The 12775-nt window shown below is 45.1% G+C and carries 12 protein-coding genes; 10 read left to right on the forward strand and 2 right to left on the reverse strand.

The window, feature by feature from the left end; genetic code table 11:
* Window positions 1-131 precede the first annotated feature (131 nt).
* The 10 genes from mraY (at window position 132) to lpxC (ending at window position 11448) form a co-directional block, all read left to right on the forward strand.
* A complete protein-coding gene (gene mraY / locus ABYB02_RS04635; RefSeq protein ID WP_372761288.1) occupies window positions 132-1214 on the forward strand; it encodes a phospho-N-acetylmuramoyl-pentapeptide-transferase in 1083 nt (360 codons plus the stop codon).
* On the forward strand, window positions 1215-2540 hold the full coding sequence (gene murD / locus ABYB02_RS04640; RefSeq protein WP_372761289.1) for a UDP-N-acetylmuramoyl-L-alanine--D-glutamate ligase: 1326 nt from the start codon (window positions 1215-1217) through the stop codon (window positions 2538-2540). It begins immediately after the preceding gene.
* A complete protein-coding gene (ftsW, locus tag ABYB02_RS04645; RefSeq protein WP_372761290.1) occupies window positions 2537-3712 on the forward strand; it encodes a cell division protein FtsW in 1176 nt (391 codons plus the stop codon). The genes murD and ftsW overlap by 4 nt, the downstream gene beginning before the upstream one ends.
* Window positions 3709-4785 (forward strand): undecaprenyldiphospho-muramoylpentapeptide beta-N-acetylglucosaminyltransferase, encoded by a 1077-nt coding sequence (gene murG, locus ABYB02_RS04650; protein ID WP_372761291.1) that lies wholly within the window; start codon window positions 3709-3711, stop codon window positions 4783-4785. The genes ftsW and murG overlap by 4 nt, the downstream gene beginning before the upstream one ends.
* Before the next feature lie 42 nt (window positions 4786-4827).
* Entirely contained in the window at window positions 4828-6237 is a 1410-nt protein-coding gene (gene murC / locus ABYB02_RS04655) for a UDP-N-acetylmuramate--L-alanine ligase (protein ID WP_372761315.1), read from the forward strand.
* The gene (locus ABYB02_RS04660) at window positions 6234-7154 is read left to right on the forward strand and encodes a D-alanine--D-alanine ligase (RefSeq protein ID WP_372761292.1); all 921 of its coding nucleotides are present in this window, start codon (window positions 6234-6236) and stop codon (window positions 7152-7154) included. The genes murC and ABYB02_RS04660 overlap by 4 nt, the downstream gene beginning before the upstream one ends.
* A gap of 1 nt (window position 7155) precedes the next feature.
* Entirely contained in the window at window positions 7156-7935 is a 780-nt protein-coding gene (locus ABYB02_RS04665) for a cell division protein FtsQ/DivIB (RefSeq protein ID WP_372761293.1), read from the forward strand.
* Window positions 7932-9164, forward strand: a complete 1233-nt coding sequence (gene ftsA, locus ABYB02_RS04670) for a cell division protein FtsA (protein ID WP_372761294.1) — start codon at window positions 7932-7934, stop codon at window positions 9162-9164. Before ABYB02_RS04665 ends, ftsA begins: the two co-directional genes overlap by 4 nt.
* A gap of 21 nt (window positions 9165-9185) precedes the next feature.
* On the forward strand, window positions 9186-10433 hold the full coding sequence (gene ftsZ, locus ABYB02_RS04675; protein WP_372761295.1) for a cell division protein FtsZ: 1248 nt from the start codon (window positions 9186-9188) through the stop codon (window positions 10431-10433).
* Window positions 10434-10536: 103 nt separating this feature from the next.
* Window positions 10537-11448, forward strand: coding sequence for a UDP-3-O-acyl-N-acetylglucosamine deacetylase (gene lpxC / locus ABYB02_RS04680; RefSeq protein ID WP_372761296.1), 912 nt, complete (start codon window positions 10537-10539; stop codon window positions 11446-11448).
* Window positions 11449-11537: 89 nt separating this feature from the next.
* On the opposite strand, the gene yjjG is transcribed toward lpxC, so the two are convergent.
* Entirely contained in the window at window positions 11538-12212 is a 675-nt protein-coding gene (yjjG, locus tag ABYB02_RS04685) for a pyrimidine 5'-nucleotidase (protein ID WP_372761297.1), read from the reverse strand.
* A 13-nt stretch (window positions 12213-12225) separates the two neighbouring features.
* Window positions 12226-12771 carry an inosine/xanthosine triphosphatase gene (yjjX, locus tag ABYB02_RS04690; protein WP_372761298.1) on the reverse strand — a complete coding sequence of 182 codons (546 nt, stop codon included), beginning with the start codon at window positions 12769-12771 and terminating at the stop codon, window positions 12226-12228.
* Window positions 12772-12775 lie beyond the last annotated feature (4 nt).

Here is a 12775-nt window from a genome sequence, read left to right on the forward strand (position 1 = left end):
ATTCAAGCAAGCTTACAAAAAGTAGAGCAGAAAACCACCATAGTCGTGAAGGGATCACGCAGTTCTCGCATGGAGCTTTTAGTTACCGATTTAGTGAATGGCCAGCAACAAGCCATCAACGGAGAATCTTAATGTTAGTTTGGCTGGCAGAGTATTTAACCCAATATTACACAGGCTTTAATGTCTTCTCTTATTTAACCATGCGCGCCATTTTGGGTATTTTAACCGCATTAATGATGTCGCTTTATTTAGGGCCAAAATTGATTCGTAGCCTACAAAAAATGCAAATAGGGCAAACGGTTCGTGACGATGGTCCACAGTCGCATTTATCTAAGTCGGGCACGCCCACGATGGGCGGTTTGCTGATTTTAGCCGCTATTTTTACTAGCACCTTATTATGGGCCGATCTATCTAATAAGTATGTCTGGGCGACCTTGTTTGTAATTGGTTCGTTGGGCGTGGTGGGCTTTGTGGATGATTACCGTAAAGTGATCCGCAAAGATCCGAAAGGTCTGATCGCGAAATGGAAATATTTTTGGCAATCGGTGATTGCCTTAGTCGTGGCCTGTGCGCTGTTTTTTAGTAGTACCGAAGCGAATGAAACTTCGTTAGTTGTGCCATTTTTTAAAGATGTATTACCGCAATTAGGCTTGTTTTACATTGTGATCACTTACTTTGCATTAGTTGGCACTTCCAATGCGGTTAATCTAACCGATGGCTTAGACGGGCTGGCTATTGTGCCAACTATTTTAGTGGCGGCGGCGCTGGCGATTATTGCTTATTTAACCGGTAATATTAATTTTTCGAGCTACTTACATATTCCATATTTACCGCTAGCTAGTGAACTGGTGGTGGTATGTACCGCTATTGTTGGCGCAGGACTGGGCTTTTTATGGTTCAACACCTATCCGGCGCAGGTGTTTATGGGCGATGTAGGCTCGCTGGCGCTTGGCGGTGCACTGGGTATTATTGCGGTGTTAGTACGCCAAGAGTTACTGCTTATTATTATGGGCGGGGTGTTTGTGATGGAGGCATTGTCGGTCATTTTACAAGTGGGCTCGTATAAATTACGTGGCCAACGTATTTTTAGAATGGCGCCGATTCATCACCATTACGAACTAAAAGGGTGGCCAGAGCCACGTGTTATTGTGCGCTTTTGGATTATTTCTATTGTGCTGGTGTTAGCTGGCCTTGCGACATTAAAGATTCGATAAATGCAATATTTAAACGAGATAAAAAATAAACACATAACAGTGCTCGGACTCGGTGTAACCGGTCTGGGCATTGTGCGTTTTTTATTATCTCATGGTTTAACCCCTAAAGTGGTTGATAGCCGTAACACGCCTCCGGGTATTGATTGGCTAACGCAGCATGCAGCGCATTTGACCACGCATTTTGGCGATTTAGACCACGCAGAGCTGCTCGCCAGTGAGATGATTATTATCAGCCCAGGATTGAGTTTAACTTTGCCTGCGGTGGCAGCTGCCATGGCAGCAGGGGTTGAAGTGATTGGCGATGTTGAATTATTTGCACGCTTAAACACTAAACCTGTGGTGGCGGTAACTGGCTCAAACGGTAAGTCAACAGTGGTGACTTTAGCCTATGAAGTATTAAAAACGGCGGGTTATAAGGTGGCACTGGGCGGTAATATTGGTACCGCTGTACTGGATTTATTAAACGATGACGTGGATGTGTATGTCCTTGAGTTGTCGAGCTTTCAGCTTGATACCACCACAAGCTTACAGCCAATGAGTGCCACAGTACTGAACATTTCTGAAGATCACCTCGACCGTTATAGCAGTTACCAAGCTTATATAGATTCCAAGCTAACGATATATAATAACGCCGCATTAGTGGTAACCAATGCCGATGATCAGGCCACGCATAGTACATTAACGCCGCAGCTGAGTTTTGGCGCTACCGAGGGCGATTACAGCTTAGGCGAATATAACGGGCAACTTCACTTTATGCTTCACGGTGAGGCTTTGTTACCGGTTGCGACTATGGCGGTGGTGGGTACACATAATTACTTAAATGCCCTTGCAGTAATGGCGCTACTAAGCCCGTTTAATATTACTAAAGCGCATTATCAAACCGCACTGAGCCAATTTAATGGCTTGGCACACCGCTGCCAGCTTGTTGCGGAACAGAGCGGGGTTAAATATTTTAATGACTCAAAAGCCACCAATGTAGGGGCGACTATTGCGGCCATAGATAGTCTAGCGAGTAGCGAAAAACAACTGATTGTGATTGCTGGAGGCGATGCCAAAGGCGCCGATTTAACGCCACTCATTCCGTATTTGCAGCGCTCTGTAAAAGCACTTATTTGTTTTGGTAAAGATGCTAATGCATTAATGGCGTTGAGTGATAGCAGCCATTTAACCAACAATATGAACGAAGCGGTGGCACTTGCTAAGCAGTTAAGTGCGCCCGGTAATATCGTGTTACTAGCCCCCGCGTGCGCCAGTATTGATATGTACAATAACTATATGCAACGTGGCGAACACTTTGTGCAATGTGTGTTGCAGGCGCAGCCATGATGGCCTTTGCCGATATAAAAGAGGCGTTTACGCCTAAGCCATCGGCGCAGCTGTACGATGTGCCGCTACTGTACTGCATGTTGTTGTTAATTGGCGTGGGGTTTGTGATGGTGACCAGTGCCTCAATGCCAACAGCCGATAGGTTATTTGGCAATATTTACCATTTTACAATTCGCCACGGTATTTTTTTAGCGTTATCGTTTTGTTTATTTTGGATCACCACGTTAGTACCAATGAGTTGGTGGAAAACAGCGAACCCGTATTTGCTGTTAGTTGGCTTAGCCCTGTTATTGGTGGTGTTGATTGTGGGTAGGGAAGTGAATGGCTCGACCCGATGGATACCCATAGGACCGTTTAATATTCAAGCGTCAGAACTCGCTAAATTATTCTTTTTTAGTTATATATCGGGTTATTTAGTACGTAAACGCAGCGAAGTACAAGAAAACATCAAAGGCTTTATTAAACCGATAGCAGTATTTGCGGTGTATGCCGGGCTAATTTTAATGCAGCCAGATTTAGGCACCGTGGTGGTGATGTTTGTTACCACTGTTGGTTTGTTGTTTTTAGCCGGCGCTAAGCTGTGGCAGTTTTTTGCATTAATACTCACTGGCGTGGCCTTAGTGGTGGGCTTGATTGTATTTGAACCTTACCGCATGGCGCGGGTGGTGGGCTTTTTAGAGCCTTGGGACGATCCGTTTGGTAAAGGCTATCAATTAGTGCAATCGTTAATGGCGTATAGCCAAGGTGATTGGTTTGGCCAGGGGTTAGGCAATAGCGTGCAAAAGTTGCAGTATTTACCTGAAGCACATACCGACTTTATTTTTGCAGTAATAGCCGAAGAGTTAGGCTTTGTGGGCGTGTTCAGTATTTTAGTGGTGCTTGGCACGTTAGTGTTTAGAGCGTTACTCATTGGCCAAAATGCGCTGAAACATGGTAAAGAATACGAAGGTTATTTAGCCTTAGCCATAGGTATTTGGTTCGCGTTTCAAACCATGGTTAACGTAGGGGCCAGTGCCGGTATTTTACCAACCAAAGGGTTAACGCTGCCGTTTATTTCCTATGGTGGCTCAAGCTTATTAATGATGACTATTGCCGTGGGAATTTTATTACGTGTTGATTTTGAAACTAAAATGGCGACCAAACAAGCCACATCGGGTGGAGCGAAACGATGAGTAAAAAATGTGTAGTGGTTGCCGGTGGCACCGGTGGGCATATTTTTCCAGGGATAGCCGTAGCCGATCATTTAAAGCAGCAGGGTTGGCAAGTAAGCTGGATTGGCACGCCCGATAGGATGGAGGCAAGTGTCGTCCCTAAGCACAATATCGCCATCGACTTTATTAATGTAAAAGGCGTGCGTGGCAATGGCCTAAAGCGTCTTATTAAAGCGCCATTCATGGTGCTTAATGCAATATTACAAGCGCGCAAGGTATTGAAAAAACAACAGCCTGACGTGGTGTTAGCGATGGGCGGTTATGTAACAGGGCCCACCGGTATTGCCGCTAAAAGCTTAGGTATTCCGCTGGTGATCCACGAGCAAAATGCCGTGGCAGGAATGAGCAATAAATGGCTGGCTAAGTTTGCCAACCGCGTATTAGCGGCCTTTCCCAGCGCATTTGCGCCAGGCACCGCCGAATTAGTGGGTAACCCTGTGCGTGAAAGTGTGGCAAATGTGCCAGCACGTGAGGTGAGCAGTCCAATTAATATTTTAGTGGTGGGTGGCTCGTTAGGGGCACAAGTACTTAACACCACGTTACCAGCGGCGTTTAAAGCGCTGGCCACTAAAGCTGCAATAAAGGTGTGGCATCAAACCGGTAAAGGGCATGTAAGTGCCGTGGAAACGGCGTATCAACAACATGGGTTGAGCAGCGACAATGCTAAGGTGAGCGAATTTATTGATGATATGGATATTGCCTATGGTTGGGCTGATATTGTAATTTGTCGCGCTGGTGCACTGACCGTGAGTGAGATTGCTGCGGCGGGTAAAATGGCGGTATTTGTGCCTTTCCCGCATGCGGTGGACGATCATCAAACTGCCAATGCACAGTATTTAGTGGTGGCAAATGGTGCGTTATTAATGCCGCAAGGGCAGTTTAATCAGCAATCAATAGTTGAACTTTTAAGCCCCTATTTAGCCCAACCTTCATTAATCACTGAAATGGCGGCTAATGCGAAACATCAAGCTATTTTAGATGCCACAGCAAGCGTAGCTATGCACTGTGAGCAAGTAACGAATAAGAGAGTTTAAGTGAAAGAAACGTCAATAAGAGAGCAATACACACGACCAGCAATGCGTCGCATTGAAACCATCCACTTTATTGGTATTGGTGGCGCAGGCATGGGCGGGATTGCAGAAGTACTCGCGTTTGAAGGTTACCGTATTACCGGCTCCGACATTGCCCACAGTGCGATGACAGACAGGTTAATTAAGGCCGGCGCCGAAGTGTTTATAGGGCATCACGAAAATAACGTAAAAGATGCGAATGTGGTGGTGGTGTCCAGTGCCATTGACGAAAGCAACCCCGAAATTATCGCGGCTAAAGCCGCGCGAGTGCCGGTGGTTCGCCGCGCTGAAATGTTGGCTGAGTTAATGCGTTTTCGCCACGGTATTGCCATTGCGGGTACCCATGGAAAAACCACTACCACCAGTTTGATTGCCAGTATTTATGCACAAGCAGGGCTTGATCCGACATTTATTATTGGTGGCTTATTAAATAGTGCCGGCAGCAATGCCAAAGTGGGTAAAAGTGACTTTTTAATTGCTGAAGCCGATGAAAGCGATGCCTCGTTTTTACATTTACAACCTATGGTATCGGTGATCACTAATATTGAAGAAGATCACATGGAAACCTACGGTGGCAGCTTAGAAAAAATGAAAGACACCTATGTGGACTTTATTCATAACCTGCCGTTTTATGGTTTAGCTGTAGTGTGCATTGATTCAGAAGTAGCCAGTGAGCTGATTCCACGCTTTGGTCGTCCGGTGATCACCTACGGGGAGTCAAGCGATGCCGACTACCGCATGAGCGACTTTAGTCAATCGGCAAATACGTGTCAGTTTACGGTAACCAATAAGCAAGGCGAAAGCTTAACTGCCACGCTTAATATGCCGGGTAAACACAATGCGCTCAACGCCACAGCAGCGATTGCAGTGGCTAAAGATCAACACATTGCCAACCAGGCTATTTTAGCCGCGCTGCAAAAATTTGAAGGCATAGGGCGACGTTTCCAACACTATGGTGAATTTGCAAATGAACGCGGTAGCGTGATGTTAGTGGATGACTATGGCCACCACCCATCTGAAGTCGCGGCCACCATTGCAGCGGCTCGTGAGGGATGGCCTGATAAGCGCTTAGTGATGGTGTACCAGCCACATAGGTTTACTCGTACGCGTGACTTATACGAAGATTTTGTGAAAGTACTCGCCGACGTCGATCAATTGTTATTACTCGATGTGTACAGCGCTGGCGAAGAGCCAATTGTGGGGGCTGATAGTAAAAGCTTGTGCCGCAGTTTGCGCCAACGTGGTAAAGAGCCGCGCCATGTTGCTTCAAGTGAGGAGCTAGCGGGTGTGCTTGCCGATTGCTTACAACATAACGATTTAGTATTAACCCAAGGTGCAGGTAACATAGGCCAATTAGTAAAAACCTTAGCTGCAACGGGTATGTCGATAGAAAAACTTAAACAAGGTGAAGTATGACCCAGTTAAATGCCCAGTTTGGTAAAGTTGCAGTGCTGCTTGGCGGCCATTCTGCTGAGCGTGACGTATCACTAAGATCGGGTCAAGCTGTGTTAAACGCACTGCAAAATCAGGGTGTTGACGCTATAGCCTTTGATCCTCAAGTTCGCCCTTTATGGGAGCTAAATGCGTTAGAAGTTGATAGAGTGTTTATTGCGCTACATGGTCGCGGTGGCGAAGATGGTACCGTGCAAGGTGCATTAGAGTTTATGAACCTGCCTTATACCGGCAGTAATGTATTGGGATCGGCACTGGCAATGGATAAAATTCGTTGCAAACACTTGTTTAAATCGGCTGGGCTAAGCACCGCACCGTATGCCGTGGTAGATGCTAAAAAAGGCTTTGATGCTGAGGCACTTATCAAGCAATTTAACAAAGTGATGGTAAAACCATCGCATGAAGGCTCAAGTATTGGTATGGCGCAAGCCAGCACAGCGCAAGAGCTAGAAGCTGCACTTACTAACGCTTTTCAATTTGATAGCCAAGTATTGGTTGAGCAATGGATAACCGGCCGTGAATTTACCATTACGGTGATTGCCGATGAGGTGCTGCCAGTGATTGAAATGACCACGCCAAATGGCTTTTACGATTATCAGGCAAAGTATCAAGCAACCACTACGCAGTACCACTGCCCAGCAGACTTATCGGCAGCCGCTACGCAGCAGTTGCAAGCGATGGCATTGGATGCATTTAATTTGGTAGGCGCAAGTGGCTGGGGTCGTGTGGATGCGATGCAAGATGAACAAGGGCACTTTTACTTATTAGAAGTAAATACTGTACCCGGTATGACCGAAAAATCGCTAGTGCCGATGGCAGCAAAAGCGAATGGGGCAAGTTTTGAGCAATTAGTTGTTCGCATTTTGGAGCAAACACTTTAAAATGCATCCCCTTTTAGAAAAAGCTCAACAAATCAAACAGCAACTCAACTGGTCGTTGATTTTTGGAGTGAGCTTTTTTCTCGCGGTAGTGATTGGTTTAGTGCAAATTACTAGCGGGGTTTCTAATTGGTTAGTAGAAAATGAAGATGCGCAAATTAAACACTTAACTGTGCTAGGGCAGCCTAAGTACACCGAAGAAACGGCTATTATAAAGGCGATTAAACACGCAGATTTAAGCAGTTTTTTTAAGCTCAATGTAAAGCACGTACAGCAGTTAGTACAAGATTTACCGTGGGTTGAAAGCGTTTCGGTACGCAAACAATGGCCAGACACACTGCAAGTGTATGTGGTGGAGCATCATGCGGTGGCGCATTGGAATAGTGACTTGTTGCTGAATCAAAATGGTGAAGCATTTGAAGCTAAAAGTAATAAATTAAGCAACGATTTACCTCAGTTATATGGCCCAGAGGGCAGTGAACGTGAGGCATGGATTGCGTTTCAGCAATTTCATGAAATGCTTAAAGTGAATAATTTAACATTAAAAAGCTTAGCATTATCGGAACGGTTTTCTTGGCAATTGTGGTTAGATAATGGCGTACGCTTAAATTTAGGGCGTAAAGATAAAGCCAAACGTGTACAGCGTTTTATAGATGTATATACACGCATGAAAAAACGCGATGACGCCCAAATAGATGCCATAGATTTACGTTACGATACAGGCCTTGCAATTAGCTATAAGCCGTTGCAAGACGAACAATTACAAAATAAGAGTAAGGCATGACTAAGTCAGCAGAAAGAAACCTAGTGATTGGATTAGACGTTGGCACCTCTAAAGTGATTGCCACGGTAGGTGAAATCACCGCAGATAACAAACTCAGTATTGTTGGTGTGGGCAGCCAAGTATCCCGCGGAATGGATAAAGGCGGCGTGAACGATTTAAACTTAGTGTCTGAATCTATTCGCCGAGCAATTGACGAAGCCGAGCTAATGGCCGATTGTCGTATTAGCTCGGTGTACCTTGGTATTTCTGGCAAACACATTCAATGTCAAAACGAAAGTGGTGTGGTGGCAATAAATAACACCGAAGTGACCGAAGAAGACATTGAAAATGTGATTCATATTGCGCGCTCGGTGCCCATTTCAGCAGAGCGAAAGATGCTGCATGCACTACCGCAAGAGTACAGCATAGACATGCAGGAGGGGATCAAAAACCCACTGGGGATGAGTGGCGTGCGCATGGAAGCACGTGCACACATTATTACCTGCTCCAACGATATGGCGAAAAATATCGAAAAATGCGTAGAGCGTTGTGGCCTAGAAGTCGACCAACTTATTTTTACCGCACTGGCTTCGTGTTACTCGGTATTGACCGACGATGAAAAAGAGCTGGGTGTTGCGGTACTCGATATTGGTGGCGGCACCATGGACATTACCATTTATATTAATGGTGCATTGCGTCACTCGGCGGTGATTCCGGTGGCAGGTAACCAAGTAACGGGTGATATTGCAAAAATATTTCGTACACCTATATCACATGCAGAGGCACTCAAAGTACAATATGCCTGTGCAAGCAGCCAAATGGCCAGTAACGAAGATACCATTGAAGTGCCCAGTGTCGGTGGGCGCCCCGCACGGTTAATGTCGCGTCATACATTATCGGAAGTGGTAGAGCCACGGTTCAGAGAACTATTTGAATTAGCGATGGAAGAAATTCGTCGCTCTGGGTTAGAAGATCAAATTGCAGCAGGGCTCGTTATTACAGGCGGAACTGCTAAAATGGCTGGCGCAATGGAAGTAGCAGAAGATATTTTCCAAATGCCAGTTAGAGTGGGTAAACCAATTGGGATAGTTGGTTTAACAGATTATGTCGATGATCCTTCGTACGCAACCGCTGTTGGTTTGTTACAATACGGACGTACTATGCAATCAATGAATGCACAAAAGTTGAAAGCAGAAGGGAATAATAATTTATGGAACCGCATTACGAAATGGTTCCAAGGCGAGTTTTAATACTCAAGTCGGAGAGTAACTATGTTTGATATGATGGAACAACACAGCGAAGAAGCTGTAATTAAAGTAATTGGTGTCGGTGGCGGCGGCGGTAACGCGGTTGAGCACATGGTAAAACAACAAATAGAAGGCGTATGCTTCATTGCGGCAAATACCGATGCACAAGCATTGCGTAATTCAGCGGCAGACATCACAGTACAACTAGGCACGCAAATTACCTCTGGGTTAGGTGCGGGTGCTAATCCTGAAATAGGCCGTCAATCGGCAGAAGAAGATGCCGAAACGATTCGTGCCAGCCTGGAAGGCGCCGATATGGTGTTTATTGCTGCGGGTATGGGCGGTGGTACCGGTACCGGTGCGGCGCCGGTGGTGGCTAAAATAGCTAAAGAACTGGGTATTTTAACCGTGGCAGTAGTAACGCGACCTTTTGATTTTGAAGGTAAAAAACGTGCTGCAGCAGCTGAGCAAGGAATTAATGAATTATCTGAAATTGTTGACTCATTAATTACCATTCCAAACAATAAATTACTTAAAGTATTAGGTAAAGGCACCACACTATTAGATGCATTCGCAAAAGCGAATGACGTGTTATTTGGTGCGGTTCAAGGTATTGCAGAACTGATCACCCGTTCGGGTCTGATCAACGTGGATTTCGCCGACGTACGTACGGTAATGTCTGCAATGGGTACTGCGATGATGGGCACCGCGTCAGCGTCGGGTCCAGATCGTGCACAAGAAGCAGCCGAAGCGGCTATTTCAAGCCCACTACTTGAAGACGTTGATTTAACCGGTGCTAAAGGTATCTTGGTTAATATTACCGCGGGTATGGACATTGCAATTGAAGAATTTGAAATTGTAGGTAATCACGTTAAAGCATTAGCGTCTGAAAACGCAACGGTTGTTGTGGGTGCGGTAATCGACCCTGAAATGACTGATGAGCTACGTGTTACAGTTGTTGCAACGGGCTTAGGTGGCGATCGTCGTCCACAGTTTGGCATTGTAGATAACGGTTTCAAAAAAGCGTCAGGCTCTGATGTATCAAGCTCTGTAAGCCAAACCAGTAGCAGCATGTATGTGCCTAGCTTTGCCAGCCAAGGTGCAAGCACTGAAGAAAGCGCAACAACGCAAGTTGCCAGCCAAGAAAAATCGGCAACAACAACGAGCAACAGCGCCAGCAGTTCTGCAACGCAAAGTAGTAAAAAGTCTGAGAAATCAGAAGGTGGCGATTATTTTGATATCCCTGCTTTCTTACGTAAACAGGCTGATTAAGAAAAAGCAGTGTTTGTGTGAAATTTGAACAAATATTGCAATGGCGGTGTATCTGTGTTAGTATCCGTCGCCTAACTGTAACTGAATATAAATGAGCGAACCTATGATTAAACAGCGTACGATTGCAGAAGTAGTCAAAGCCATAGGAATTGGACTTCATAAAGGTGAGAAGGTCACAATAACTCTCCGACCTGCGAGCGCAAATACTGGGATTGTATTTCGTCGTGTCGACCTTGATCCGGTTGTTGATTTTACAACAACACCTGAAGCCGTTGGTGACACGCAATTATGTACCTGTTTGATAAACAAAGATGGTGTTCGCTTATCAACGACTGAGCACCTTATTGCGGCTGTTGCTGCAATGGGAATTGACAACCTAATTGTAGAATTAGACAGCTCAGAAGTGCCAATAATGGATGGTAGTGCATTACCATTCATTTATTTGTTACAAAAAGGCGGCATTGCAGAGCAAAACGCTGCAAAACGCTTTATTCGTATTAAAGAAAAAGTACGTATTGAAGAAGGCGACAAATGGGCCGAAGTAGAACCGTATGACGGTTTTCATATCGACTTTGAAATTGCCTTTGATCACCCTGCTATCAATGCCAGCCGTCAACGTATTGGCTTAGATATCACGACGCAAAGCTTTATTGAAGAAATTAGCCGGGCGCGTACTTTTGGTTTTATGAAAGACATTGAATATATGCATGCTAATAACCTCGCACTAGGTGGTAGTATGGATAGCGCTGTGGTACTTGACGAGTTTAAAGTATTAAACCCGAATGGTTTACGCTACAGCGATGAGTTTGTTAAGCATAAGATATTAGACTGTGTTGGTGACATGTTTATGACAGGCCATAACATTTTAGGTAAAGTAACAGCATTTAAATCGGGTCATGATTTAAATAATAAATTACTGCGTAAAGTGATGGCAACTGAGTCAGCATGGGAGTGGGCAACCTTTGAAACGCCTGTGACAATGCCTGCACCCGGTCTTGAATTAGCGCCGGCCTAATTATCGGCAAATAAATGCTACACAGCTCATACAGTGATAAAAAAAGACGCTAATTAGCGTCTTTTTTTGCATGTTTTTATAGCTATAAACTACAACGCTATAATTTCATGCAGTTGATCTAAATGGGTAATGGTGTAAGTTGGAGTGATCCCTGCGGGCAATTGCTCGCCAGGGTGTTGTAGCCAACAGGTATCAATACCGACATTGTTGCCGCCAAGTATGTCACTGCTGGCGGTATCGCCTACCATTAATATTTGGCTTTTATCTGGGTTACCCATTAATGCAAAGGTATGCTCAAAAATAGCTTTGTTAGGTTTTGCAACGCCAACCAACTCCGAAATAACTAACCATTCAAACATATCTTTTAAACCGGTGTGTGCTAGGCGTACCGTTTGTAAGCGGGCAAAGCCGTTGGTAATAATCCCTAATCGTGCTTGTGATTTGAGCTTATTTAACAGTGCAACCGCCCCCGGTAACGGTTCGCATATTTCGGCCATCGCATCTAAAAAAGCGGCATTCAATTGCTTGGCTGGTACATCAAGCTTAGCTGCCCATTCGTTAAAGCGTGTTACCTGTAAATAATCAGCAGTTATCGTCCCGTTTTGATAGTCTATCCACAGTTGCTTATTGGTTTTTTGATAATGCTCATAGTCGCTACGACTAAAATTAATATCATAGGCTTTAAACATGCGTGTCAGGCCTGCAAACACATCAAATCTAAATAAGGTTTCGTCTGCATCAAACAGCACGTAACGGTATTTCATTATACTTCCTACATTAATTTGTTTGCTGATATAAATCAGGGTGTAAAAAAGGCGCCATCGCTAAGGTAAGCGCTTGGGTATAGGTGCTTTGTCGCGTCGCGTGATCATTGGTTAATAAACCAATGGCACCGCCACGCTGTTTTATATTGGTGGTATTAAAGGCGTTATCCATCACATCGCCTAGTTCCGCACCATTAACTAACGCATTGTACAGCACCTGTGGCAGCGGTAAGTTGCTACTGCGCCCTATGGCTTGATTGTTGGCGTTATCGATAACCACATAAGCAAAGGTGGCAGGGCCATAGCTAAACTGCTCTGCACCGCCTTCCATGGCGACATAATAATGCGCTTGATAATGCTGCTTGCAATAGGCAACACGATTTTGCGCCCCAAGGCGCGTTTGCTGTTCGCCTATCGGTTGATCGGGCACGTTAGAAGGCGCATCTACGCCTTGGCAATCAATCGTGTACTCAGGGAAATACTGAGTAAAAACCTGCTTTGCGGCACTGATCTTTACCGGATTTTTTGAGCCAACAATAATGTTTAATGGCTGCGACATGCTG

It is taken from the genome of Pseudoalteromonas sp., assembly GCF_041613455.1.
Lineage (GTDB): Bacteria > Pseudomonadota > Gammaproteobacteria > Enterobacterales > Alteromonadaceae > Pseudoalteromonas.